The sequence below is a fragment of the Alloyangia pacifica genome, assembly GCF_020524285.1.
Lineage (GTDB): Bacteria > Pseudomonadota > Alphaproteobacteria > Rhodobacterales > Rhodobacteraceae > Salipiger > Salipiger pacificus_B.
Genome location: NZ_JAIVKX010000009.1, coordinates 248,994 through 273,391 on the forward strand (window position 1 = coordinate 248,994; position 24,398 = coordinate 273,391).

General features: G+C 69.3%; 20 protein-coding genes. 12 read left to right on the forward strand and 8 right to left on the reverse strand.

Annotated features, from left to right (window positions below; all coding sequences use genetic code 11):
• The first annotated feature begins 194 nt into the window (after window positions 1-194).
• Both edd and LC039_RS14445 read left to right on the forward strand, forming a co-directional pair.
• Window positions 195-2,000, forward strand: a complete 1,806-nt coding sequence (gene edd, locus LC039_RS14440) for a phosphogluconate dehydratase (protein WP_226625466.1) — start codon at window positions 195-197, stop codon at window positions 1,998-2,000.
• A gap of 102 nt (window positions 2,001-2,102) precedes the next feature.
• Window positions 2,103-2,744 carry a bifunctional 4-hydroxy-2-oxoglutarate aldolase/2-dehydro-3-deoxy-phosphogluconate aldolase gene (locus LC039_RS14445; protein ID WP_226625469.1) on the forward strand — a complete coding sequence of 214 codons (642 nt, stop codon included), beginning with the start codon at window positions 2,103-2,105 and terminating at the stop codon, window positions 2,742-2,744.
• Window positions 2,745-2,909: 165 nt separating this feature from the next.
• Here the strand turns inward: LC039_RS14445 and LC039_RS14450 are convergent, their stop codons facing one another.
• Both LC039_RS14450 and LC039_RS14455 read right to left on the reverse strand, forming a co-directional pair.
• Window positions 2,910-3,167, reverse strand: a complete 258-nt coding sequence (locus LC039_RS14450) for a hypothetical protein (RefSeq protein ID WP_226625471.1) — start codon at window positions 3,165-3,167, stop codon at window positions 2,910-2,912.
• Window positions 3,164-5,941 (reverse strand): glutamine-synthetase adenylyltransferase, encoded by a 2,778-nt coding sequence (locus LC039_RS14455; RefSeq protein ID WP_226625474.1) that lies wholly within the window; start codon window positions 5,939-5,941, stop codon window positions 3,164-3,166. Before LC039_RS14455 ends, LC039_RS14450 begins: the two co-directional genes overlap by 4 nt.
• A gap of 113 nt (window positions 5,942-6,054) precedes the next feature.
• Between LC039_RS14455 and LC039_RS14460 the strand changes: the two genes are divergently transcribed.
• The 9 genes from LC039_RS14460 (at window position 6,055) to LC039_RS14500 (ending at window position 15,937) form a co-directional block, all read left to right on the forward strand.
• On the forward strand, window positions 6,055-6,522 hold the full coding sequence (locus LC039_RS14460; RefSeq protein WP_226625477.1) for a YbaK/EbsC family protein: 468 nt from the start codon (window positions 6,055-6,057) through the stop codon (window positions 6,520-6,522).
• Between the two features lie 5 nt (window positions 6,523-6,527).
• Window positions 6,528-7,160, forward strand: a complete 633-nt coding sequence (locus LC039_RS14465; RefSeq protein ID WP_226625479.1) for an alpha/beta family hydrolase — start codon at window positions 6,528-6,530, stop codon at window positions 7,158-7,160.
• Window positions 7,161-7,341: 181 nt separating this feature from the next.
• A complete protein-coding gene (locus tag LC039_RS14470; protein WP_226625482.1) occupies window positions 7,342-7,788 on the forward strand; it encodes a DUF2852 domain-containing protein in 447 nt (148 codons plus the stop codon).
• 157 nt (window positions 7,789-7,945) lie between these two features.
• Window positions 7,946-8,398: an RDD family protein gene (locus LC039_RS14475; RefSeq protein ID WP_226625485.1), complete on the forward strand. Its 453-nt coding sequence runs from the start codon at window positions 7,946-7,948 to the stop codon at window positions 8,396-8,398.
• A gap of 293 nt (window positions 8,399-8,691) precedes the next feature.
• Window positions 8,692-9,504 (forward strand): arginyltransferase, encoded by an 813-nt coding sequence (locus LC039_RS14480; RefSeq protein ID WP_226625487.1) that lies wholly within the window; start codon window positions 8,692-8,694, stop codon window positions 9,502-9,504.
• A 207-nt stretch (window positions 9,505-9,711) separates the two neighbouring features.
• Window positions 9,712-10,314, forward strand: a complete 603-nt coding sequence (locus tag LC039_RS14485) for an ImuA family protein (protein ID WP_226625494.1) — start codon at window positions 9,712-9,714, stop codon at window positions 10,312-10,314.
• Entirely contained in the window at window positions 10,241-11,752 is a 1,512-nt protein-coding gene (locus LC039_RS14490; protein ID WP_226625506.1) for a Y-family DNA polymerase, read from the forward strand. The genes LC039_RS14485 and LC039_RS14490 overlap by 74 nt, the downstream gene beginning before the upstream one ends.
• A gap of 10 nt (window positions 11,753-11,762) precedes the next feature.
• A complete protein-coding gene (locus LC039_RS14495) occupies window positions 11,763-15,146 on the forward strand; it encodes an error-prone DNA polymerase (RefSeq protein WP_226625509.1) in 3,384 nt (1,127 codons plus the stop codon).
• Between the two features lie 149 nt (window positions 15,147-15,295).
• A complete protein-coding gene (locus LC039_RS14500) occupies window positions 15,296-15,937 on the forward strand; it encodes a PAS domain-containing protein (protein ID WP_226625512.1) in 642 nt (213 codons plus the stop codon).
• A gap of 59 nt (window positions 15,938-15,996) precedes the next feature.
• Here LC039_RS14500 and LC039_RS14505 read toward each other — a convergent pair whose 3' ends face one another.
• Both LC039_RS14505 and LC039_RS14510 read right to left on the reverse strand, forming a co-directional pair.
• Complete coding sequence (locus LC039_RS14505) at window positions 15,997-18,561, reverse strand: HWE histidine kinase domain-containing protein (RefSeq protein WP_226625516.1); 2,565 nt, start codon at window positions 18,559-18,561, stop codon at window positions 15,997-15,999.
• Window positions 18,558-18,971, reverse strand: coding sequence for a hypothetical protein (locus LC039_RS14510; protein ID WP_226625519.1), 414 nt, complete (start codon window positions 18,969-18,971; stop codon window positions 18,558-18,560). The genes LC039_RS14505 and LC039_RS14510 overlap by 4 nt, the downstream gene beginning before the upstream one ends.
• A gap of 298 nt (window positions 18,972-19,269) precedes the next feature.
• Between LC039_RS14510 and LC039_RS14515 the strand changes: the two genes are divergently transcribed.
• Entirely contained in the window at window positions 19,270-19,692 is a 423-nt protein-coding gene (locus tag LC039_RS14515) for an RbsD/FucU family protein (protein ID WP_226625521.1), read from the forward strand.
• Window positions 19,693-19,799: 107 nt separating this feature from the next.
• Here LC039_RS14515 and LC039_RS14520 read toward each other — a convergent pair whose 3' ends face one another.
• The 4 genes from LC039_RS14520 to LC039_RS14535 form a co-directional block, all read right to left on the reverse strand.
• Window positions 19,800-20,867 (reverse strand): sn-glycerol-3-phosphate import ATP-binding protein UgpC, encoded by a 1,068-nt coding sequence (locus LC039_RS14520; protein WP_226625524.1) that lies wholly within the window; start codon window positions 20,865-20,867, stop codon window positions 19,800-19,802.
• Complete coding sequence (gene ugpE / locus LC039_RS14525; protein WP_226625527.1) at window positions 20,867-21,709, reverse strand: sn-glycerol-3-phosphate ABC transporter permease UgpE; 843 nt, start codon at window positions 21,707-21,709, stop codon at window positions 20,867-20,869. Before ugpE ends, LC039_RS14520 begins: the two co-directional genes overlap by 1 nt.
• 4 nt (window positions 21,710-21,713) lie before the next feature.
• A complete protein-coding gene (locus LC039_RS14530) occupies window positions 21,714-22,685 on the reverse strand; it encodes an ABC transporter permease subunit (RefSeq protein WP_226625528.1) in 972 nt (323 codons plus the stop codon).
• Window positions 22,686-22,786: 101 nt separating this feature from the next.
• Complete coding sequence (locus LC039_RS14535) at window positions 22,787-24,082, reverse strand: extracellular solute-binding protein (protein ID WP_226625535.1); 1,296 nt, start codon at window positions 24,080-24,082, stop codon at window positions 22,787-22,789.
• Window positions 24,083-24,398 lie beyond the last annotated feature (316 nt).

The following is a 24,398-nucleotide window of genomic DNA, read 5'->3' on the forward strand; positions in this document are numbered from 1 at the left end:
CCCCGACGTGCGGGCGTAGCGGGGACGCGGCCATTTCATCGCAAGGGCGCAGGACCTGCCCCAATTTCGCGCGTGCGCGCCCGGAGGCGCTCTCCCGCCACCGTTGCGGCTTTACTGATAGCGCTAACCGGGTTACATCCTCCCCAAGGACGCCAGACCGGGCCGACCCCGGACAGCGAAAGGAGCCCCCTCTCATGTCGCTCAACGCCACCATCGCAAAGGTCACCGCCGAGATCGAGGCGCGCTCGGAGAACCTCCGCGGCACCTATCTCGACCGCATGCGCCGCGCCGCCGAGGAAGGCCCGCGCCGCGCCCACCTGACCTGCGGCAACCAGGCCCACGCCTATGCCGCCACCGGCCAGGACCAGCACGCGCTGGCGACGGGCCGCGCCCCGAACCTCGGCATCGTCACCGCCTACAACGACATGCTCTCGGCCCACCAGCCCTACGAGCGCTACCCCGAATTGCTGCGCGCCGCCGCGCGCTCGGTCGGCAGCACGGCGCAGGTGGCGGGCGGGGTTCCGGCCATGTGCGACGGCGTCACCCAGGGCCAGGTCGGCATGGAGCTATCGCTGTTCTCGCGCGACGTGATCGCGCTGGCCACCGGAGTTTCGCTCTCCCACAACACCTATGACGCCGCCGTCTACCTCGGCGTCTGCGACAAGATCGTGCCCGGCCTCGTCATCGCCGCGGCCACCTTCGGCTACATCCCCGGCCTCTTCCTGCCCGCCGGGCCGATGACCTCCGGCCTGCCCAACGACGAGAAGGCCCGCGTCCGCCAGCAATACGCCACCGGCGAGGTCGGCCGCGACAAGCTGATGGAAGCCGAGATGAAGAGCTACCACGGCCCCGGCACCTGCACCTTCTACGGCACCGCCAACTCCAACCAGATGCTGATGGAGTTCATGGGGCTGCACCTGCCCGGCAGTTCCTTCATCAACCCCAACACCCCGCTACGCGATGCGCTGACCGAGGCCGGGGCGAAGCGGGCGCTGGCGATCACCGCGCTCGGCAACGAGTACCGCCCGGTCTGCGACGTGCTCGACGCCAAGGCCTTCGTCAACGGCATCGTCGGCCTCATGGCCACCGGCGGGTCGACCAACCTCGTGCTGCACCTGCCCGCCATGGCGCGCGCCGCGGGCGTGGCGCTGGAGCTGTCGGACTTCGACCAGATCTCGCAGGCGGTGCCGCTGATGGCCAAGGTCTACCCAAACGGGCTGGCGGACGTGAACCACTTCCACGCCGCGGGCGGGCTGCAGTACATGATCGGCGAGCTTCTGGACGCGGGCCTCATGCACGAGGACGTCAAGACCGTGGCGGGCGACGGCATGAGCCTCTACACCCAAGAGCCCAAGCTGAAGGACGGCGCCATCGTCTACGAGGACGCCCCGCGCGAGAGCCAGAACGACAAGATCCTCCGCCCCGCCTCGGACCCGTTCCAGAAGAGCGGCGGTCTCAAGCAGATGATCGGCAACCTCGGCCACGGCATCATGAAGATCTCGGCGGTCAAGCCCGAGCATCATGTCGTCGAGGCGCCGGTGCGCGTCTTCCACGATCAGGCGCAGGTGAAGGACGCCTTCAAGGCAGGCGAGTTCACCTCGGACACCATCGTCGTGGTCCGCTTCCAGGGGCCGAAGTCGAACGGCATGCCCGAGCTGCACAGCCTGACGCCGACACTGGCGGTGCTGCAGGACCGCGGCCTCAAGGTGGCGCTGGTCACCGACGGGCGCATGTCCGGCGCGTCGGGCAAGGTGCCCTCGGCGATCCACGTTTGCCCCGAGGCCGCCGACGGCGGCCCGCTCGCCAAGCTGCGCGACGGCGACATCGTGCGACTCGACGCGGGCGCCGGCACGCTGCAGTGCCTGACCCAGGGCTTCGAGGACCGCGAGAATGCCACCGCCGACCTTTCGGGCAACGGCCACGGCGTCGGGCGCGAGCTCTTCGAGGCGTTCCGGCAGAACGTCGGCCTCGCCTCCAACGGCGCCGCGGTGGTGGTCTGACCCCCGCCCGTGCCACGCGCGGGCCTTGCCCTTTCAGCGTTCCGAAAATACTCAATACACGACCGTTCCGGTCCCTGTGACATCCAGACAAAGGCCCCGCCCATGACCCCCCAGGACGCCAGCCGCGCCAATGAAGCCCTCTGCAAGCTCGCCCCGGTGATCCCGGTGCTGGTGATCGACGACGTCGCCCACGCCCGCCCGCTGGCCGAGGCGCTGGTCGCCGGCGGCCTGCCGGTGCTCGAAGTGACCCTGCGCACGCCGGTGGCGCTCGACGCGATCCGCGAGATGGCGAAGGTCGAGGGCGGCGTGGTCGGCGCCGGCACTCTGCTGACCCCCGAGGACGTGAAAGCCGCGGTCGAGGCGGGGGCGAAATTCGGCGTCTCGCCGGGCGCGACGGATAAGATCCTCGACGCCTGCGAGGCCGCGGACCTGCCGCTGCTGCCCGGCGCCGCCACCGCCTCAGAGGCGATGGCGCTGCTCGAGCGCGGCTACACGGTGCAGAAATTCTTCCCCGCCGAGGCCAATGGCGGCGCCCCCGCGCTCAAGGCGATCGGCGCGCCGATCCCGCAGGTGAGCTTCTGCCCCACCGGCGGCGTCAGCATGAAGAACGTCGGCGACTACCTTTCGCTGAAGAACGTGCTGTGCTGCGGCGGCTCCTGGGTCGCGCCGAAGGACCTCATGCAGGCGGGCGACTGGGACGGCATCGTGGCGCTGGCGAAGGAGGCGGCGGCGCTGCCGCGCTGATCCCGGCGTTGCAAGGGGGGGCGCTGCCCCCCGGCCTGCGGCCTCCCCCCGGGATATTTTCGCCTAGGCGAAAGCCCATTTTGGATGTCCTGCCAGGTTTATCCCTTCTTCTCTTTCCAAATACGCGCGCCGCAGGCGCTCCCGGCGCAGCCGGGACTTCCGCCGTCAGGAGCGCCGCGCCGCGCGGCCTCCGCGGCGACGTGGCCGCGCCGGGGCACGCCCGTCGGTCATCACCCGCGTCATCGGGTGGCCCGGCGTGCCGTGGCGCGCCAGCAAGCCGTCGAGCGCCGCCTGCGGATCCGTCCCCTCGGGCAGCGACAGCGCCCAGTCGAGGAAGATCGAGCGGCATTCCTCGAGGCTGATGCCCTCGATCCGGTAGGCTTCGGCGATCAGCGCCTTGGGGTCGAGCGCATCGCCCTTCATGCGGCAGGCCCCGGCAGGGCGGCGTCGATGATCGCCGCGGCGCGGCTGGTCATCTCGTCGAGCTTCGCGCGCAGGGCGTCCGGGCCGTCGACCCCGGCGAGGCTGCTGAGGAAGGTGCAGCCGCCGACCCCCAGTTCGTCGGGATCGAGCCGGCCCTCGGTGATCAGCCGCGCGCCGATCTGCAGCGCCCAGCAGAGCCGGTAGGTGGCGGCGAGGTGATCGGCCTCGGCGCGGCCCAGCCAGCCGTCCTGCGCCGCCGCCGCGAGGCCGCGCGCGGTGCGCCGCGGCGCCTGCCCCGAGAGCAGCGCCCCGGCCTGGCCGACCAATTCGATGTCCTGCATCCGGCCCTGCCCCAGTTTCGGATCCCAGGGATCGCCGGCGCCCTTGGCAGCGGCAATGCGGGCGCGCATCTTCGCCAGTTCCGACAACACCTCCTCCCGGCCGCGCGGGGCGGCCAGCAGTTCGCGCCGCCGCGCCTCGACCTCGGCCGCCAGATCCTGCGGCCCGGCCATGACCCGGGCGCGGGTCAGCGCCAGGTGCTCCCAGACCCAGGCGTTCTCGCGCTGGTACTCGGTGAAGGCGGTGAGCGAGGTCGCCACCGGCCCCTGGTTGCCCGAGGGGCGCAGGCGCATGTCGATCTCGTAGAGCCGCCCCTCGGCCATCGGCGCCGTCATCGCGGTGATCAGCGCCTGGGTCAGCCGGGCGTAGTAGGTGCGCGCGGGCAGCGGGCGGCGGCCCTCCGAGGCCTCGACCCCGTTGGCGTCGTAGATCACGATGAGATCGAGGTCGGAATGCGCGTGCAGCCGCCCCGCCCCGAGGCTGCCCATGCCGACCACCACCGCGCCGCGGCCCGGGGCATCGCCGTGCTTGCGGGCGAATTCCGCCTGCACCACCGGGGTCAGCGCGGCCAGCGTCGCCTCGGCCAGTTCGGCGTAGTGCTTGCCCGCTTCCTGCGGCTCGGAGATGCCGCGCAGCAGGTGCACGCCGATGCGGAAGTGCCACTCGTGCTGCCAGCGCCGGGCCTGGTCGAGCTGGCGCTCGTAGTCATCCTCCCGCGCGAGCACCTGCGCCAGATCGGCGGTGAGCGCCGCCACCCCCGGCCAGGGCGCGAAGAAATCGCCGCCGATCACCGCGTCGAAGACCTGCGCGTTGCGCGACAGGTGCAGTGCCAGCTCGGGCGAGACCGAGACGATGTCGACCAGCAGATCGACGAGCTGCGGGTTGGCCTCGAATAGCGAGAAGAGCTGCACCCCCGCCGGCAGCCCGGCGAGGAAGCCGTCGAAGGCGGTCAGCGCCTCCTCGGGGCGGGCGGCACGGCCGAGGCGGCAGAGGATTTCCGGGCGCAGACGGTTGAAAATCTCCACCGCGCGGCTCGACCGCAGCGCCGGGTAGCTTGGCCAGCGTGCCACCAGCGGGCTGTCCTCCAGCGGCGAGGCGGCGGTGGGCTCGCCGCGGCTTTCCGGGGCAAAGAAGCCCTCGGTCAGCTCGTGCACCTCCTCGAGCCGGGCCCTGAGGTCGGTCTTCAGCTCGGAAAGGTCGCGCCCGCAGAGGGCGGCGAGCCGGGCGAACCCCTCCTCGCCACTTGGCAGCGCGTGGGTCTGCGCGTCCTGCACCATCTGGATGCGGTGCTCGATCTCGCGATGCGCACGGTAGTGCTCCGTCAGCGTGTCCGTCACCCGCTGCGGCACCCAGCCGGTCTCGGCCAGCACCCGCAGCCCCGGCACCGTGCCGCGCACACGCAGCGCGGGATCGCGCCCGCCAGCGATGATCTGCCGGGTCTGGGTGAAGAACTCGATCTCGCGGATGCCGCCGCGGCCCAGCTTCATGTTGTGCCCCGGCAGAGTGATCGGCCCCGAGAGCCCCTTGGTCTCGCGGTAGCGCAGACGCATGTCGTGGGCGTCTTTTATCGCGGCGAAATCGAGGTGCTTGCGCCAGACGAACGGCCGCAGCGACTCGAGAAAGCGCGCGCCCGCGTCGGGATCGCCGGCGCAGGGCCGGGCCTTGATCCAGGCGGCGCGCTCCCAGGCGCGGCCGAGGCTCTCGTAGTAGCGCTCCGCCGCCTCCATCGCCATGCAGACCGGGGTGACGGCGGGGTCCGGGCGCAGCCGCAGGTCGGTGCGGAAGACATAGCCCTCGCCGGTCAGGTCGTTGAGCGTGGCGCTCATGCGCTTGGTGGCGCGGATGAAGGCGGCGCGGGCCTCGTGGAAGTCGTCGCGGTCGAAGCGGGTCTCGTCGAACAGGCAGATGAGGTCGATGTCGGAGCTGTAGTTGAGCTCCCCCGCGCCCATCTTGCCCATGGCAAAGACCACCATCCCGCCGGCGGTGGCGATATCCTCCTCGGTGGCGCCGGGCAGCTTGCCGCGCTTCACCTCGCGGGCGATGGCCTCGCGCAGGGCGAGCTGCGTGGCGAGGTCGGCGAAGTCGGTGAGCGTGCCGGTGACCTGCTCCAGCGGCCAGGCGCCACCGAGGTCCGCCAGTCCGACCAGCAGCGCGACCCGGCGCTTGGCCTCGCGCAGCGGCACGCCGGGATCGCCCTCGGCGTTGCGCAGCGCGTCGAAAAGCGCCGCCAGCGCCTCTTGCGGCGCCTCGACCGCGCCTTCGAGCCAGGCGCCCTCCTTGCGGATCAGCCCGGCGAGATAGGGGCTGGAGCCGCCCGTGCCCTCGATCAGTTCGGCGACGGCCCCCGAGGCCCAGGGCACGGCGGCGCGCGCCTCCTGGCCGAGGGCGGGCTCGAAGGGGCGTGGCAGGCGGGTGATCGCATTCGCAAGGCTCATGGCGGCAGATGGCCACGACTGGCGGCTTTGTGCAATGCCGTCTGCACTCTGGCGGCTTGCCGCGGCGCCGCTGGGGCGGCTATGCCTCGGGGCCAGAGAGACAGGAGACGAGCATGAGCAAGAGCCTGAAACGGGTGCGCGCGGCGCTTGAGGACGCCGGGCTGCCGGTGGAGATCCTCGAGGTCGAAAAGGCCCGCACCGCGCAGGAGGCAGCCGATGCGGTGGGCTGCGAGATCGACCAGATCGCCAAGTCGATCATCTTCCGCGCCGAGCAGAGCGGCGCGGCGGTGCTGTTCCTCACGGCGGGCGGCAACCGGGTCTGCGCCGAGAAGGCCTCGGCGCTGGCGGGCGAGCCGCTGGGCAAGGCGGATGCGGCGCTGATCCGCGGCCAGACCGGCTTCGCCATCGGGGGTGTCTCGCCGGTCGGGCATCTGTCGCCGATCCGGGCGTGGATCGACCCGCGGCTGCTGGAGTTCGCGCAGGTCTGGGCGGCGGCAGGCACGCCGCGGCACCTCTTTGCACTCGACGCCCACGTTCTGCCCGGGCTCACGGGCGCGGTGGCGGCGGAGTTCACCGAGTGACCGGCGTGGCGTTTCTGACCGATGGTGACGGGCCTGACCGCCCCACGGTGATGCTCGCCCACGGCGCGGGCGCCGCGATGGACAGCGACTTCATGGCGCATATGGCGGCGCTCTTGGCAACGCACGGACTGCGGGTCGTGCGCTTCGAGTTCGGCTACATGGCGCAGCGGCGCAGCGGCGGCTCGAAACGGCCCCCGCCGAAGGTCGCGCTGCTGCAGGAGGAATACCGGGCGGCGGTCGAGGCCCTGTCCTGCGACGGCCCGCTGTTCATCGGCGGCAAGTCCATGGGCGGGCGGGTCGCGAGCCTGATCGCGGATGACCTCTTCGCGGCGGGCACGATCACCGGGCTGGTCTGTCTCGGCTATCCGTTCCACCCCATCGGCAAGCCCGAGACGCTGCGCACGGCGCACCTTGCGGCGCTGCAAACGCCCGCGCTGATCTGCCAGGGCACGCGCGACCCCTTTGGCACGCGCGAGGAGGTGGCGGGCTATGCGCTGTCGGACCGCATCTCCCTGCACTGGCTGGAGGATGGCGACCACGACCTCAAGCCGCGCAAGCGGGTAAGCGGGCTCAGCCACGAGGACAACCTCGCCGACGCGGCGTCGGCGGTGGCGAGCTGGACGGGGCGAGTCCGCTAGGCCCCGCGCCCAGCGCAGGTCGCGCCTTTCCCGGTCGCCCAGCCCGCCCAGACCGCCCAGACCGCCCGGCGCGAAAAATGTAAAAACCTTTCACATCACCCCTTGAAGGGAGCGGGTCGAATACCGATCTTCGTTAATGTGAAGACCATTCACATCACATCGAACCGAAAGGAAACGACCCATGACCGCCGCCTCGCAGCACTACACCCAGCCCGCCAACCCCGGCTGGCTGCGCCGTGCCGAGTTCTGGCTCGACCAGCGGGGCAAACCCGCGTGGATCGTCGCCATGATCCTCGGTTTCATCTTCTTCTGGCCGATCGGGCTCGCCCTTCTGGCCTACATGATCTGGAGCAAACGCATGTTCGGAAAGTCCTGCCGCAATCGCCACAGCAACCGTCACGCCGCGTTCCAGCAAGGCTTCAACGCCATGCGCCCCAGCGGCAACGCCGCCTTCGACGCCTACAAGGCCGACACGCTGCGCCGCCTCGAGGACGAGCAGAAGAGCTTCGAGGACTTCCTGCAGCGCCTGCGCGAAGCCCGTGACAAGGCCGAGTTCGACCAGTTCATGGACGAACGCGACCGCAAGGCCCGCGACGCGCACGAAAAGGGCGAGATCGCGGAAGCCTGATCGCCTGCGCAGCGCACAGCCATGGCCCGGCACGGGCCATGGCTCGAGCACGCCCCGGGAGCTTGCCCTCTGGACTTTTCCGGGCATCATTCCCACCTGACCCGTAACCCCCACACGCCTGACCCCGCCCGAGACGGACAGCCCGAGCGAGAGACACATGTATCCCAACGCGACCTATTCCCAGCTTCCCGACCCGGTGCACCAGCGCGCCTTCTACGAGAGTGTCGCGCTCAAGCGCGGCATGGCCTGGGTCATCGACACGATGATCGTTGCCCTTCTGGTGTTCATCGCCCTGCTGTTCACCGCCTTCCTCGGGGTGTTCATCTTCTTCGCCATCTGGCTGGTGGTCAGCTTCGGCTACCGCGTGGCGACGCTGGCGACCGGCTCGGCGACCTGGGGCATGCGCCTCATGGCCATCGAGTTCCGCGACTGGCAGGGCCAGCGCTTCGGCCTGCCGCAGGCGCTGCTGCACACGCTGGGCTACACGGTCTCCGTGTCGTTCGCACCGCTGCAGATCGTGTCGATCGTTTGCATGCTGGCCACCGAGCGCGGCCAGGGCCTGACCGACCTTGCGCTCGGCACCGTGGCGCTGAACCGCCGCGCGCTCTGACATCCGGCGCCGCGCAGACGCGCCCTCTCGGGGCCTTCAGCTTTGACTTGGACGCGCGGGGGCTTCGGCCCCCGTCTTCATGCGGCAGGCCCACGCGGGCCCGAAGCGCCGCCCAGCGCTCGATTGTTCATCCGTCAGAGGTCTTTCGCGGTGCAAAAGCCCGCCCCGTCGGCAGAGTCCCGCGCCCGGGCGGTCGCAAGATCGTGATTGCCGCATGTGTAAGGTGACGTGGGGTTGGCGACGGCGATTTTCGTTGTTACGTTTTTCTCTCCACCAGCCCGGACGGTTCCGAAATGCGCCACTCGCTGCCCCTTGCGCCGCAATTCTACGTCACGGCGCCGCAACCCTGCCCCTATCTGCCGGGCCGGATGGAGCGAAAGCTGTTCACCGCCCTGCAGGGGGACAGCGCCGAGAAGCTCAACGACAGCCTGTCCAAGCAGGGGTTCCGCCGGTCTCAGAACGTGCTCTACCGCCCCTCCTGTTCCGAGTGCTCCGCCTGCCTCTCGGCGCGGATCGACGTGCGGCGCTTTGCGCCCTCCAAGAGCCAGCGCCGCTCGCTGAGGCGCAATGCCCACCTGCGCCGCCGTGCCTCGAGCCCCTGGGCCACCGAGGACCAGTTCGAGCTGTTCCGCCGCTACCTCGATGCGCGCCACGCGGATGGCGGCATGGCCGACATGGACATCTTCGAGTTCGCCGCGATGATCGAGGAGACGCCGATCCGCAGCCGCGTTGTCGAATACACCGACGGCGAGCGGGGCGATCTGGCGGCGGTCTGCCTCACCGACGTGCTCGATGACGGGCTGTCCATGGTCTATTCCTTCTACGACCCCGAACTGCCCAAGGCGGGGCTCGGCACCTGGATGATCCTCGATCACATCGACATCGCCCGCGAGGCGGGGCTTCCTTACGTTTATCTCGGCTACTGGGTGCCCGGCTCTCCGAAGATGGGCTACAAGGCGCAGTTCTCGGCGCTGGAGATCTACCGCCGCGGCCGCTGGGAGCCGATGCGCGGAGACGACGACTACGCCTCCGAAACCCACCCGCTGAGCACCGACCCGATTGCCGAGCAGGTCGCGAATATCTCGCTGCCCGACAGCCGGGGCTGAGACACGGGCACCGAGGAGCTGGAGGATCGCCCTGCGATCCTGCCTCCGGCGGGGATATTTCTGCCTAGAAGAAAAGCCGGGCGTGGCGCCCGCCAGCCTGCGGATCACGATCCCCGGTGGCGGGCCGTCCGGTGCTTTCCTCGGGCCGAATGTTCTGGCAATGTTCTCATTCACACCCCTATTTCCGACTCTGCTGCCACCGTCCCCATGCGTCCCCTGCCCGCCAGCGCGCCTCTTGCCGAGGCCGACCCCCTCGCCCTCTGCCCCGCCCGGGTGCATGAGGCCGAGGGGCGTGCCCGGCGCGGCTTCGCGCTGTTCCAGGCAACGCGCCACGAGGGGCCGCTGATCTGGATCCTGCCGCGACACGCCCCGCAGAGCCCGCTGCTGAGCGGCCTGCCCGAGGGCGTCGGGGCACGGCTGCACCTGGTGCGGACGCAAAGCGAGACCGATCTTCTCTGGACCGCCGAGGAGGCGCTGCGCTGCCCCGCCGTGGGGCTGGTGGTGGCCGAGCCGGGAGAGCTCCTGTCGCTTACCGCCGGGCGGCGACTGCAGCTGGCGGCCGAGGCCGGGAAAACCACCGGGCTCATGCTCATCCAGAGCGGCCAGGGCAGCAATGCCGCCGAGACACGCTGGGCCTGCGAACAGCTGCCCAGCCCAGCGCCGGACTCGACTCTGCAGCAGTGGGAGCTTATCAAGAACAAAAGGGGAACACTGAAACTCTGGACCGTGGATTGGCGTGGCGAGACGTCTGCTTTCCATCTGGTTTCCGCGGCTGGCGAGCGACACGAGCCTGCGGAAACGCCCCCTTGAGGGGCCCTTTGCCCTGACCCTGCGGTCGGGCAATTCCGATCACCTGCACTGCGTCTCCCCGCTGGCGCAGGCGCACGGGCTGGCGCGCGGCATGGCGCTGGCCGATGCCCGTGCCATCTGCCCCGATCTCGCCACCCGCCCCGCCGACCTGGCGCGCGAGGCCGCGGCGCTGGCCGGGCTGCGCCGCTGGGCCGGGCGCTACGCGCCTCTGGTGGCCCGCGACGGCGCCGACGGGCTGATCGCCGACATCACCGGGGTGCCGCATCTCTTTGGCGGCGAGGCGGCTTTGCGCGCCGATCTGCACGACCGGCTCGACCGCGTGGGGCTGGCCGCCCAGAGCGCCATCGCCGGCACCCGCGGCGCCGCGCATGCGCTGGCCCGCAACGGCGGCGGCCTGCTGCCCGAGGGCGCGCTGGCCGAGGGGCTGGGGCCGCTGCCGGTCTCGGCCCTGCGCATCGACCACGAGACCGCCGCCACGCTCTCCCGCGTCGGGCTCTCGCGCATCGCCGATCTCGTGCACCTGCCCCGCGCGCCGCTGGCGAAACGCTTCGGCCCGGCGCTGGTGATGCGGCTCGACCAGGCGCTCGGCACCCGCCCCGAGCCGGTGGACGCCGAGCGCGAGGCGCCGCATTTCGGCGTGCGCATGACCCTGCCCGAGCCCATCGGTCTGCAGGAGGACGTCATGGCCGGTCTCGCGCGCCTGCTCGAGCGGCTCTGCGCCCTGCTCACCCACCACCAGCACGGCGCGCGCCGGGTGCTGCTGGAGCTGCGCCGGGTCGACCGCGAGACGGCGCATGTGCGGGTCGGCCTTGCCCGGCCCATGCGCGACCCCGCCCGTATCGCCGCGCTCTTCGAGAAAGGCGTGGCCGAGGTCGAGGCAGGCTTCGGCATCGACGCGCTGCGGCTCTGCGCCGAGGTGACGGAAAAACTGCCGCCCGAGCAGCTGGGGCCGGGCGGGCCGAAGCTGCGGAGCGAGGATGCGCTGGCCGATCTCATCTCGCGGCTCGGCAATCGGCTCGGCTTCGACGCCGTGCAGCGCCTGCTGCCCGCCGACAGCACCATCCCCGAGCGGAGCTTCCTGCTTGCCCCCGCCGCCTACAGCGCCGCCGAAGAGTCCCCCGCCCGGCGCGGCCCGCCGCGGCCGCAGCTCCTGTTTCCGCCCGAGATGGTCAGCAGCGCGCGCGGCGCGCAGCCCGGCCATCCCCCCGCGCAGTTCCGCTGGCGCAACATGCACTTTTCCACCCTGCGCGCCACCGGGCCGGAACGGATCGCCCCCGAGTGGTGGTTCGACGATCCCGCCTGGCGCTCCGGCCTCCGCGATTACTGGCGCATCGAGACGCGCGAGGGGCCGCGGCTCTGGCTGTTCCACACGCCGCAGGTGGCGGGCTGGGACGCGGGCGGTGCGCAGGACTGGTTCGTGCAGGGGGAATTCGCATGAGGAACTTGCCATGACCCCCTATGCAGAGCTCTGCGTCACCAGCAACTTCACCTTCCTCACCGGCGCCTCCCACCCCGAGGAGCTAGTCACCCGCGCCGCCGAACTGGGCCTCGAGGCGATCGCCATCACCGACCGCAACTCGGTGGCCGGGGTGGTGCGCGCCTTCTCGGCGCTGAAGGAGCTGGAGCGGCTGCAGGGCGAGGCCCGCGAGGCGGCGGAAGCGGCAGCGCGCGAGGCCCCGGCGATCCGTTCGCAGTCTCTGACCGATCCGTCGAGCCGCCAGCGCGTGGCCCAGGTGCCGCCCGGTGCCGCGCCGCTGCTGCCGCCCGAACGCCCGCTGCCCCGGCTCATCGCGGGGGCGCGGCTGGTGCTGTCCGACAGCCCGCTCGAGTGGCTCGCCCTGCCCTGCGACATCGCCGCCTGGGCGCGGCTGACGCGGCTGCTGTCGCTGGGCAAGCGGCGGGCGGAGAAAGGCGCGTGTCACCTCACCCGCGCCGACCTGCATGCCGCCTGCGAGGGGATGATCCTCATCGCCCTGCCGCCCGACCCGCTGGAACCCGGGGCACCCCGCACGCTCCCCGACCCCGAGCTGCGCGAGATGCTGAGGCGCTGCCCCGGCCGCACCTATCTCGGGGCCGCGCCAGTCTACGACGGGCGCGACCAGATCCGGCTCGACCGCCTCGCGCGGCTGTCGCAGCAGACCGGCCTGCCGCTGGTGGCCGTGGGGGACACGCTCATGCACCGCTCGGCCCGGCGCCCGCTGGCCGATGTGCTGACCTGCCTGCGCGAGGGCTGCACCATCGACAATATCGGCAGCCGGCGGCTGACCAACGGCGAGCGGCGGCTGAAGTCCGGCGACGAGATGGCCCGGCTCTTCCACCGCTACCCCGCCGCCCTGCGCCGCACCACCGAGATCTCGGGTCGCTGCGCCTTCCGCCTCGACGAGCTGCGGTACCAGTACCCCGACGAGGCACGGGACGGCGAGCCGGCGCAGGACCGGCTCGCCCGGCTCTCGCGCGAGGGGCTGCACTGGCGCTACCCCGCAGGCCCGCCGCCGAAGATCGTGCACCGGGTGGAAAAGGAACTGCGGCTGATCGGCGAGATGAGCTACGCCTCCTACTTCCTGACGGTCTACGACATCGTCGCCTTTGCCCGTTCGCGCGGCATCCTGTGCCAGGGGCGCGGCTCGGCGGCCAACTCGGTGGTCTGCTACCTGCTCGGCGTCACCGAGGTGCCGCCCGAGAGCATCACGCTGATCTTCGAGCGCTTCATCTCCAAGGAACGCGGCGAGCCGCCCGACATCGACGTCGATTTCGAGCATGAGCGCCGCGAAGAGGTGATCCAGTGGATCTACGAACGCTACGGCCGCGAGCGCGCCGGGCTCACCGCCACGGTGATCCACTTCCGCTCGCGTGCGGCGATCCGCGAGGTGGGCAAGGTGATGGGGCTGAGCCAGGACGTGATCGCAAGGCTCTCGGGGCAGATCTGGGGCTGGTCGTCGAGCGCCCCCGACGAGGACCGGATGCGCGACGCCGGGATCGACCCCACCGACGACCGGGTGCTGATGACCGCCAAGCTGATCGAGGAGATCATCGGCTTCCCGCGCCACCTGTCGCAGCACGTCGGCGGCTTCGTCATCACCCAGGGGCGGCTCGACGAGCTTTGCCCGATCGAGAACGCGGCGATGGACGACCGCACGGTGATCGAATGGGACAAGGATGACATCGACGCGCTGGGACTTTTGAAGGTCGATATCCTCGCGCTGGGGATGCTGACCTGCATCCGCAAGGCGTTCTCGCTGCTGGTCGAGCACCGGGGCCAGCATCTGACGCTGGCCAACGTCCCCGCCGAAGACCCAAAGGTCTACGACATGCTCTGCCGTGCCGATGCCATCGGGGTGTTCCAAGTGGAGAGCCGGGCGCAGCTGAACTTCCTGCCCCGGATGCTGCCGCGGCGCTTCTATGACCTCGTGTGCGAGGTGGCCATCGTCCGCCCCGGCCCGATCCAGGGCGGCATGGTGCATCCCTTCATCAACCGCCGTCAGGGCAAGGAGCCGGTCGAAGACCTTGGCCCGGCGATGATGGAGGTGCTGGGCCGCACCTACGGCGTGCCGCTGTTTCAGGAGCAGGCGATGCAGATTGCCGTGGTCGCCGCCGGCTTCACCCCCGCCGAGGCCGACCGGCTGCGCCGCTCGCTCGCCACCTTCAAGCGCATGGGCACCATCGGGGCCTTCCGCGACCGGTTCGTGTCGGGGATGCTGGCGCGCGGCTATGCCGGGGATTTCGCCGAGCGCTGCTTTGCCCAGATCGAGGGCTTCGGCAGCTATGGCTTTCCCGAAAGCCACGCCGCCAGCTTTGCCCGGCTGGTCTACATCTCGGCCTGGCTGAAGAAGCACCACCAGGCGATCTTCACCTGCGCCCTGCTCAACTCGCAGCCCATGGGCTTCTACGCCCCGGCCCAGCTGGTGCGCGACGCGCGCGAGCACGGCGTCGAGGTGCGCCCGGTCTCGGTGAACCATTCCGACTGGGACAACACGCTCGAGCCCCGCCCCGATGGCAGCCTCGCCCTGCGGCTCGGCTTCCGCCAGATCAAGGGGCTGCGCGAGGAGGATGCGGCGTGGATCGTCGCGGCGCGCGGCAACGGTTATCCCGATGTGGAAAGCCTCTGGCGCCGCGCCGGGGTGAAGCCCGCGACGCTGGAGCGGCTGGCCGAGGGCGACGGTTTTGCCGCGCTCGGCCTCACCCGGCGCGATGCGCTCTGGGCCGCCAAGGCGCTGCAGGCGCCGAAACCCCTGCCGCTCTTCGGGGGCGATGGCGAGGGTGACCTGGAGCCCGACGTGATCCTGCCCGCGATGACGCTCGGACAGGAAGTGGTCGAGGATTACCTCTCGCTGCGCCTGAGCCTGCGTGCCCACCCGATGGAACTCTTGCGCCCGCGCCTGCCGGAAAGCCTGCCGCATCTGCAGATGGACAAGGTGCCCCACCGCCACCGCATCACCGTCACCGGACTCGTCATCACCCGCCAGCGCCCCGGCACCGCCTCGGGGGTGATCTTCCTGACGCTGGAGGACGAGACCGGCACCTCCAACGTGGTGGTCTGGACGAAAATCTACGAGACCTTCCGCAAGGCGGTGATCGCGGGCCGACTGCTGCGCGTCACCGGGCGGCTCGAGCGCGAGGGCGTGGTGACCCATCTCATCGCCGAGACGGTCGAGGACCTGTCGGAGCTGCTGTTCGATCTCGGCGGACCGGTGCCGGTCCTCGGCCCGATCGAGAGCAACGACGGCCGCGCCGACGAAACCCGCCGCCCGGTCGGGGGCAGCCGCCGCGGCAGCGCCGCCCGGCATCCCCGCGAGCAGGCAAAGAAACTGTTCCCGAGCCGGGACTTCCACTGACAAGATCAACCAAAGGGCGAAGCCGCAGCCCCATCAGCTCGTGAAGAAGAGAAATCCCCGCTGCCACAAGATCACCATTGCGAAGCCGCCTCGGCTTACCGTAATTTCGATCCCCGTAAACTTGCTGTCCCAGGGCCACGGACCACGCAATGATTCTCGCCACAACCGATCTCGAAGCGACCGCTCTCTCGACGGTCATGGGCTATCTCGCGCAGCGCACCACCGTCTGCGCCAAGGTGCTCGACCAAGACGGCAAGGTGGTTGCCGTGAACAAACGCGGCCTCGAGCTGCTCGACACGGATGCCGATGCGATCTGTGGGCAGGTCTGGACCAGCTTCTGGGAGGGCGAGGAATGCGCCAAGGCCGAGGCCGCGATAGCCACTGCCTTGGCAGGCAAGCCCGCGAGCTTCGTCGGCACCTTCGTGCATGAACACGCCGGTCCGAGCGTCTGGGAAGTGGAGATCGTGCCGCTGGACTGGAAGGACGGCAAGGTCGACCGCGTGCTCGCCCTGTCGTCCTTCATGTCCGGCATGGCGCCCAGCGGCAGGCGGACCCGCGAAGATTTTGAGGACCGCCAGATGCTCGGCTCGCTCAGCGAGCTGTTCCACACGCTCAACAACCTCACCGCCGTGTCGACCAGCGCCGCAAACATCCTGCGCCGCGGCGTCGATCAGGATCGCGCGGAGGCGCTCGCTGAAGCGCTCACCGAGGCCGGCGAGCGTGCCGCCCAAGCGGTGGAAAGCCTGCGTCGGCAGGTCGGCGGCCCGACGGACGGCGAGCAAGCCGCCTGAGCGCCTCGCTTCCGCGCCTGCTCCGGCAGACGAACCGTCTCAGGCCTGATCGCCCAAGGTCAGCCCAAGGTCAGCCGACCGACCGCCTTTGACAGGGTCTCGATGGTGAAAGGCTTGCTGGTCATCGGCGCGCTGGGGAACCGCGACAGCCAGTCCGACTGCCCGGCATAGCCGCTCGCCAGCACGAAGGGCACACCGCGCCGTGCCAGCATCTCGGCCACCGGCAGGCTCGTCTCCGATCCGAGGTTCACGTCGAGCACCGCCACCGCCACCGGATGCGCGTCGATGATGCGCAGCGCCTCGGCCACCGACGAGGCGGTGTGCACCGTCTCGGCACCGAGGTCCGACAGGATGTCGGCGGCGTCCATGGCGATGATCATGTTGTCCTCGACCACCAGCGCCACGCCCGAGAGCCCCTCGCTCTCAACCGTCGCGCCCTCGGACGCCCGAGCCGCGACCGGTTCGGCCTCGGGCGCGTCGGTCACGTAGCGCTCCGGCAGCAGGAACTCGGCGCGCAGGCCGGTCACCTCGAAATGCACCTCGGCCTTGCCCTTCAGCTCGAAGGGAATGGACTTTTCGATGATCGTGGTGCCGAAGCCGCGCCGCTCCGGCGCGCGCACCGCCGGGCCGCCGCGTTCGGTCCAGCCGATCCGCACGACGCCGTCGGGCAGCCGCTCCACCGCCACCTCGACCCGCCCCGCGGGCCCCGAGAGGGCGCCGTATTTCACCGAGTTGGTCACCAGCTCATGCAGCACCAGCGCCATGGTCGAGAAGGCATCCGGCGCCAGCAGCACCGGCCTGCCGGTGATCGTCACCCGGTCCTGCTCGCCGGCGATATAGGCCTCGAGTTCGACCTCGAGCAGCTCGCGCAGCGCCACCGGCTGCCACTCGGTCGAGGTCAGCTGGTCATGCGCCTGCGCCAGCGCGTGGATGCGCCCGTCGACCGCGGCGGTGAACTCCTCGATGGTCTGCGCCGAGCGCCGCGACTGGCCGACCAGCGAGCGGATCAGCCCCAGCACGTTGCGCACCCGGTGGTTGAGTTCGGCGATCAGCAGCTCCTGCTGGTCCTGAGCGCGCTTGCGTTCGGCGTTCACCTCGTCGGAGAGCTTCAGAACCACCTCGAGCAGCGTCACGCGGATCGACTCGGCGGCCTTGAGCGCGGTGGTCGACCAGGTCTCCGAGCGGCCCGCCACGTCCTGCTGCCAGGTCTCGAAGCTCTTGCGCGGGGTCAGCCGCGCACCAAGCGGGCCGACCTCGACCGGCTTGTTGGGGTTGCCGGCCCAGTTCACCTGCCGCACCACCTCGGAACGGAACAGAACGAGGTAGTCGCGCGGCGTGCGCGAGACCGGAATGGCGAGGATACCGGCGCAATCCGGCAGCAGGCTTTCCATCGAGGGCATCCGCGCCGACAGGCAATCGGTGGCATAGACCCGGCTGGCAGCCGCGGTGTTGAGGAAACGTGCGACGGTCTGGAACGGCTCCTTCGGGGGCGCCAGACCCTGCGTCACGTATTCGCCGTCGGAATAGAGCGCGATGCCGTCATGCGGGATCACCTTGGCGATCTCGCGAGCGATGCTGGGCAGGCTCGCCACCAGCCCCTCGCCCGAGCTGACCTGCATCATCAGCCGGTCGTGCAACCGCTGCGCCCGCCCGACGGTGTCGCTGGTCGCCTTGGCCTCCTGCCGCTCGAGTTCGTAGGCAAAGAACTGCGCCAGCAGTTCTACCGCGGTGCGCCGCTCATAGTCGACATGCAGCGGCGCGCGGTGATGGCAGGCGAACAGCCCCCAGAGCTCGCCGCGGATGACGATCGACACCGACATCGAGGCGCGCACCTTCATGTTGCGCAGGTATTCGAGGTGGATCGGCGAGACCGCCCGCGACATCGCCAGCGAGAGATCCAGAGGCTGACCCTCGGGGCTCTGCTGCGGCACGATGGGCGAGACCTCGTCATCGACGTCTGCGATCAACCGCAGCAGGCTGCGCTTGTAGAGCGCCCGCGCCTGGCGGGGAATGTCGGAGGCCGGGAAATGCAGCCCGAGGTAGGTCTCGGCGTCGCCGCCGTCCTTGGCCTCGGCGATCACCGTGCCGTCACCCTCCGGGCCGAACTGGTAGACCATCACCCGGTCGAAGCCGGTCAGCGCGCGCAGCTGCCGTGCCGCCTCTTCCGAGGCGCCGACAAGGTCCTTCTGCGCCGAGACGCGCCGCAGCATGGGGGTGACCTGCGCCAGCTCGTCCTGCTCGCCGCTGCGCGACTTGGGCTCGAACTCGAAGATGAAGCTCAAGCCGGACTGATGCGCGCTGACGTCGAACAGCCGCCCGTCGCCGAAGACATCGAAGCCGAAGAGCCGCGCCACGGCGTTCTCGTGGCTGGTGCCGCCGAGCTTTTCGCGCAGCTTGGTGACGGTGTCGCGGGGCATGACCTCGCTGAAGCTGCGCCCCGTCAGCTCCTCTGCCTCGAGCCCCAGAAGTTGCCCGGCATTGCGCGAGACGTGCTGCACGATCCAATCGGCCGAGATGGCGACGAGTGCGGCGAAGCTCTGCACGTTGCCCAGTAGGTGGATCGGTTCACGGTCGCAATTGGTCAGGTCGACGGGCGTGTCGGTCGAGATGAAGGAGTCGTTCATGGTGCTCCGTTGGCAGGCGCGGTCAGAACGGCGCGTGCCTCGTGTTCGAAGATGGAAAAGCCGCGGATGGCGTCGCGCAGGACCCGCTGCGCCTCGGAGTCGGTGGCAGGCCGGGCACCAAGCCGCAGGCAGAAGGCGCGCCAGGCCACGCGATCGCCGGCCAGGGCGAAGAAGCCGCGCACGGGCGGTTCGGGCAGCGCGCGGCGCAGCACCGACACGCCAAGCTGGGAGCCGAGAAGCAGATAGGCCACCGCATCGCCGTGCAGCGGCAGGTCTAGCCCCGGCCCCGGCGAGGACGCCGGTCCAAGATCGTCGTCGAGCGCCGCCAGCGTGGCACGCAGCGCCGTGCTGGCCTCGGCGGCATCCCAGCCGCAGGCCTCGGCAAGCCGAGTAAAACCACGTCTCTGCACGTCGCAGAACGCCCGGCGATCATGTTTGTCCGAAAGATCGAGACGCGAAAGTTCCGCGTCGAGCCTCTGATGCGGCCCCGCGGTCGCGCTGCGCAGCGCATCCCTGAGGTTGGCTTCCCGGAGCACCTCCGGGACGTCTACGAAGTCCTTCACCCTGCCTGGCCCTGCTTTTCTTATTTTCCCGACCGCATTAAACGCCCCGGTCCCGGAAAGGTTCCGCGCCACGCAGAATTTTCCTGTTGCCTCCGAGCCTGTCCTGCTGTGCCTTGCAGGGCATGCATTGCTGCCGGAGGACTCCATGCTGAAAACCATCGACCCGCTGCTCACCGGGGATCTGCTCGCCATCCTGCGCGACATGGGCCACGGCGACGAGATCGTCCTCGTCGACGCCAACTTCCCCGCCGCGCGGGTCGCGCAACGGCTGGTGCGCCTGCCCGGCCTCGGCATCGACCGCGCCGCCGAGGCGATCCTGTCGCTGTTGCCGCTCGACGATTTCGTCGACGCCCCCGCCGCCGTCATGGCCTGCCCTGACGGGCGGCCCGAGATCTTCGATGTGTTCGACCGACTGCTCGCCGAGGCCGAGGGCGCGCCGGTGACGGTCGAACAGGTCGACCGCTTCGATTTCTACGAACGCGCCAAGCGGGCCTACGCCGTGGTCGCCACCGGCGAGCGCCGGCTCTACGCCAACCTCATCCTCAAGAAGGGCGTGGTGCGGGCCTAGGGGACATGCGCCCGGCCCGTTCACCGGGCCATGCTCGCGTGGCGGATCGCGGCGCGGCCTGAGCCTGAGTTCAACCGGGGCGCTCTGTGCCGCCGCTTCCCGGGCGACTATGCAGGCACGGAGACCTGCTCCACCCGCTTGTCCATGCGGCGCCCGGTCTGCGCGTCGAAGAGATGCAGCCTCGCCGGATCGAGCGCGACGCGCACCTCCGGCCCGAGCGGCGTGTCATGCGTGTCGGTGACCGCCAGCGCCTGATCGCCGACCATGCCGTGGATGATACGCTGCGCGCCCAGTTCCTCGATGTAGTCCACCCGCATCGGCAGGCCGGTGTCGACAATGCGGAGGTCCTCTGCGCGCAGCCCCAGCGTGACAGGCCCCGCCGCGTTGCCGAGGCGCGCCAGCGCGTGGCCCTCCAGCAAGAGCTGACCGCCCTCGATGTGCGCATCGAGAAGGCTCATGGCCGGTGCGCCGATGAAGGAGGCGACGAAGGTCGAGGCGGGCTTGCGGTAGACCTCGAGCGGCGCGCCGATCTGTTCGATCCGGCCGCCGTTCAGCACCACCAGCCGGTCGGCGAGAGTCATCGCCTCGAGCTGGTCGTGGGTCACGTAGAGCGAGGTCGTCCCGAGCCGCTGCTGCAGCTTGCGGATTTCCATGCGCATCGACACCCGCAGCTTGGCGTCGAGGTTCGACAGCGGCTCGTCGAAAAGGAAGGCGGCGGGCTGGCGCACGATGGCGCGGCCCATGGCCACCCGCTGCCTCTGGCCACCCGAGAGCGCGCGCGGCTTGCGGTCGAGGTATTGACCAAGCTCGAGCATCCGCGCCGCCTCGGCGACGCGCTCCTCGATCACCGCCTTGCTCTCGCCGCGGTTCTTCAGCCCGTAGGCCATGTTGTCGCGCACGCTCATGTGCGGGTAGAGCGCGTAGTTCTGGAACACCATGGCGATGTCGCGCTCGGCCGGGTCGAGATCATTCACCCGCCGCCCGCCGATTTGAACGTCGCCGCGGGTCACCGTCTCCAGCCCCGCCACCATGCGCAGCAGCGTGGACTTGCCGCAGCCCGAGGGGCCGACCAGAACGATGAACTCGCCGTCCTTGATGTCGATGGTCACGTCCGTGACGGCATCGACTCCGCCCGCATAGGTCTTGCCGACCGACTTGAGAGTAAGCTCAGCCATTATTTATCGCTTTCCGTCAGGCCCTTGATGAACATGCGCTGGAAGATCACCACCACGGCAACCGGGGGGACCATGGCCAGCACCGCAAGAGCAAAGGCTTCGTTGTAATCGGGGATCTGGCTGCCGACCCAGACCTGCAGGATCGACTTGATGCCGCGCATGAGCGTGTAGAAGCTCTCGTCCGTGGTCATCAGCAGCGGCCAGAGGTACTGGTTCCAGCCGTAGATGAACATGATGATGAAGATCGCCGCCATCATCGTCTTCGACAGCGGCACCAGCACGTCGATGAAGAATTTCACCGGCCCCGCCCCGTCGATCCGCGCCGCCTCGAGCAGTTCGTCGGGCACCGAGCGGAAGAACTGCCGGAAGAAGAAAGTGCCCGTGGCCGAGGCCAGCAGCGGCACGATCAGCCCGGTGTAGGTGTTCAGCAGATGCAGCTCGGACATGACCTGGTAGGAGGGCATGATCCGCACTTCCAGCGGCAAGAGCAGCGTCGCGAAGATCGCCCAGAAGAGCAGCGTCGCGAAACGGAAGCGGAAGTAGACCAGCGCATAGGCGGCCATCATCGACAGCACGATCTTCCCGACCGCGAAGCCGAGCCCCATGATCAGCGAGTTGCGCAGCATCAGCAGGCCGGTGACGTCGCCGGTGAAGCCGCCGCGGTGGGTCAGCACCTTGGTGTAGGTCTCGATGCCGTTGCCGCCGGGCAGCAGAGACAGGCCGTTGGAATGGACGTCGACCGCGGTATGGGTCGAGGACATCAGCGCCATCACCACCGGGGCGCAGAGAAACAGCGCGCCGAGGATGAGGATAAGGTGATCGAAGGGTTTGATCTTCTGCATGGGCCTATCCGTAGTGCACGCGGCGTTCGAGGAAGCGGAACTGCAGCACGGTCAGCAGCGCCACGACGCCCATCAGGATCACCGACTGCGCCGAGCTGCCGCCGATGTCGTTGCCTTTGAACCCGTCGAGATAGACCTTGTAGACCAGCGTCATCGGGTTGTTGGCGGGCTTGTCCTTCACGATGACGTCGATGATCGGGAAGGTGTCGAACATCGTGTAGGTGATGTTGATCACCAGCAGGAAGAAGGCGGTGGGCGCCAGCAGCGGCAGGGTGATGTCCCAGAAGCGCCGCCAACCGGAGCGCGCGTCGATCAGCGCCGCCTCGCGCACCGAGACGGGCACCGACTGCAGCCCCGACAGGAAAAAGATGAAGTTGTAGGGGATCTGCTTCCACACGGCGATCACGATGAGCGCGGTGGCAGTGTCCCAGTAGTTGATGCCGACCTTGAGATCATAGCCGAACCACGCCGCCAGGTCCTTGAGCGGCCCCATGTGCATGTCGAAGAACATCATGCCGATCAGCCCGGCGACCGGCGGCGCGATGGCATAGACCGAGATCAGCAGGGTCTTGTAGCTCTCGGCGCCGCGGATCACCTTGTCGGCCTTGACCGCCAGAAGCAGCCCGATCCCCAGCGCCAGCGCGGTTACCACCACGCAGAAGAAGGCGGTGAAAGCGGCGGTGCCGAGGTATTCCGAGCTGTTCAGCGCGTCGGTGTAATTCTCCATCCCGACGAAGGTCGCGCCGAAGCCGAAGGGGTCCTCGAGGTAGAAGGAGGAGGTCACCGCCTGCACCGAGGGCCAGTAGAAGAAGATCACCACCACCGCGAGCTGCGGCAGCAGGAAGAGCCAGGGGGTGAGCGGGCGATCAAACTGCACGCGCTTGGCGGGGGTGGCGGTCTCGCCGGACCACCAGGCGCGGAGGCGCATGACCAGCGTCCGGTCGGCCTCCACCATGTTGAGCGGGGTATCGGTCACGGGCTGTGTCCTGATCGGGAAAGGCGCCGCCGCGCGGCGCGGCAATGGCATCGGGGCCCCGGGCGGCGGCCCGGGACCCCGGAACTCGGCGGAGCCGGTCCTTAGTTGGCGGTCTTGGCGAAGCGCTCGAGCAGCGCGTTGCCCTCTTGCTGGATGGTGTCGAAGGCCGCCTTCACCTCGGTCTCGCCCGAGAAGATGCGGTTGAACTCGCGCTCCATCACGGTGCGGATCTGCGGGTAGAAGCCCAGGCGGTAGCCCTTCGACCACTCGCCGCCCGGCAGCATCAGCTGCTGGATGCCGACCTCGGCCACCGGCTGCTCGTCGTAGTAGCCTTCACCCTTGGCCATCTCGTAGGCGGCCTCGGTGATCGGCACGTAGCCGGTGTTCTTGTGCCAGTAGACCTGCGTTTCCGGCGAGGTCAGGAAGCTGAAGAACTGCGCCGTGCAGGTGTTCTGCTCTTCCGGCTTGCCGGCCATGGCGAAGAGCGCCGCGCCGCCGATGAAGCTCTGGGTGCCGGCGCCCTCGATGCTGTCCCAATAGGGCATGTAGACCGCGCCGAAGTCGAAGTCCGCCGACTTCTGCAGGCCGCCGAAGCTGCCCGAGGAGCCGATCCACATCGCCGCCTCGCCTTCCTCGAAGGGCTTGAGGTTGTCGGCCCAGCCGGCGCCGTAGAAGCCGTAGAGACCCGCGTCGGCCCATTCCTTCAGCTTCTCGAACATCATCACCTGGTTCTCGTCGTTGACGACGATCTCGGTGCCCTGCGTCGAGTCATACCCGTTGTTGTTCGTGGCGAACTGCTGGTTGTTCCGCGACTTGAAGTTCTCGACCATCATCCAGGTCAGCTGCGAGGCGGTCATCGGCAGGTAGCCGGCCTCTTTCAGTTTCGGGGCGACCTCTTCGAACTCTTCCCAGGTCTTCGGCGGCTGCACGCCGGCCTTCTCGAAGGCGGCGGTGTTGTAGTACATGATCGGCGCCGAGGAGTTGAACGGCATGCCGATGAACTTGCCGTCGCTGTCGGCGTAGAAGTTGCGCACGCCGGCGATGAAGTCTTCGCGGTTGAAGTCCTGGCCTGCGCCCTTGATCAGATCCTCGGCGGCAATCGTCGCGCCCTTGGCGGCGATGATCGTCGCGGCGCCGGCGTCGAACACCTGCAGGATGTTCGGCTGCTCGCCCGAACGGAAGGCGGCGATGCCCGACGACAGCGCCTCTTCGTAGGTGCCCTTCGAGATCGGGGTCAGGTTGCACTGATCCTGCGCGGCGTTGAACTGCTGCGAGATCTCGTTGATCACCTCGCCGTTGCGGCCGCCCATGCCGTGCCACCAGGTGATGTCGGTTGCGGCGTAGGCGGTCGAAGCAAGCAGCAGCGAGCCGATCGCGACTCCGGTTGTCTTGAACATTGTGGTGTCCCCCGTTCTTGTTCTGCGCCCGGGGGTAAGCGCGCTCTGTGACGATCACGCTTCCGCTGGGTGACATTTGCATGACGCAGGGGAGTAGCGAATTTCCGGAACATCGGGTCACGGCAGCTGCGACACCAGAGCCCTGCTCGCGGCGCCGCGACGCGGCCCGGAACGCGCAATCCCGACGGCCAATACGCGCGCCGCAAAAGCAAAAAGCGCCCGTTGGGGCGCTTGCATGTGGTGTTTTGTAGATTTGGTTGCGGGAGCAGGATTTGAACCTGCGACCTTCAGGTTATGAGCCTGACGAGCTACCGGG

Excerpts from the sequence above, each read along its gene's own strand:
- edd (WP_226625466.1), top strand. The coding sequence starts at position 195 with ATGTCGCTCAACGCCACCATCGCAAAGGTCACCGCCGAGATCGAGGCG.
- LC039_RS14445 (WP_226625469.1), top strand. The coding sequence starts at position 2,103 with ATGACCCCCCAGGACGCCAGCCGCGCCAATGAAGCCCTCTGCAAGCTC.
- LC039_RS14450 (WP_226625471.1), bottom strand. The coding sequence starts at position 3,167 with ATGAAGGGCGATGCGCTCGACCCCAAGGCGCTGATCGCCGAAGCCTAC.
- LC039_RS14455 (WP_226625474.1), bottom strand. The coding sequence starts at position 5,941 with ATGAGCCTTGCGAATGCGATCACCCGCCTGCCACGCCCCTTCGAGCCC.
- LC039_RS14460 (WP_226625477.1), top strand. The coding sequence starts at position 6,055 with ATGAGCAAGAGCCTGAAACGGGTGCGCGCGGCGCTTGAGGACGCCGGG.
- LC039_RS14470 (WP_226625482.1), top strand. The coding sequence starts at position 7,342 with ATGACCGCCGCCTCGCAGCACTACACCCAGCCCGCCAACCCCGGCTGG.
- LC039_RS14475 (WP_226625485.1), top strand. The coding sequence starts at position 7,946 with ATGTATCCCAACGCGACCTATTCCCAGCTTCCCGACCCGGTGCACCAG.
- LC039_RS14480 (WP_226625487.1), top strand. The coding sequence starts at position 8,692 with ATGCGCCACTCGCTGCCCCTTGCGCCGCAATTCTACGTCACGGCGCCG.
- LC039_RS14485 (WP_226625494.1), top strand. The coding sequence starts at position 9,712 with ATGCGTCCCCTGCCCGCCAGCGCGCCTCTTGCCGAGGCCGACCCCCTC.
- LC039_RS14495 (WP_226625509.1), top strand. The coding sequence starts at position 11,763 with ATGACCCCCTATGCAGAGCTCTGCGTCACCAGCAACTTCACCTTCCTC.
- LC039_RS14500 (WP_226625512.1), top strand. The coding sequence starts at position 15,296 with ATGATTCTCGCCACAACCGATCTCGAAGCGACCGCTCTCTCGACGGTC.
- LC039_RS14505 (WP_226625516.1), bottom strand. The coding sequence starts at position 18,561 with ATGAACGACTCCTTCATCTCGACCGACACGCCCGTCGACCTGACCAAT.
- LC039_RS14515 (WP_226625521.1), top strand. The coding sequence starts at position 19,270 with ATGCTGAAAACCATCGACCCGCTGCTCACCGGGGATCTGCTCGCCATC.
- LC039_RS14520 (WP_226625524.1), bottom strand. The coding sequence starts at position 20,867 with ATGGCTGAGCTTACTCTCAAGTCGGTCGGCAAGACCTATGCGGGCGGA.
- ugpE (WP_226625527.1), bottom strand. The coding sequence starts at position 21,709 with ATGCAGAAGATCAAACCCTTCGATCACCTTATCCTCATCCTCGGCGCG.
- LC039_RS14535 (WP_226625535.1), bottom strand. The coding sequence starts at position 24,082 with ATGTTCAAGACAACCGGAGTCGCGATCGGCTCGCTGCTGCTTGCTTCG.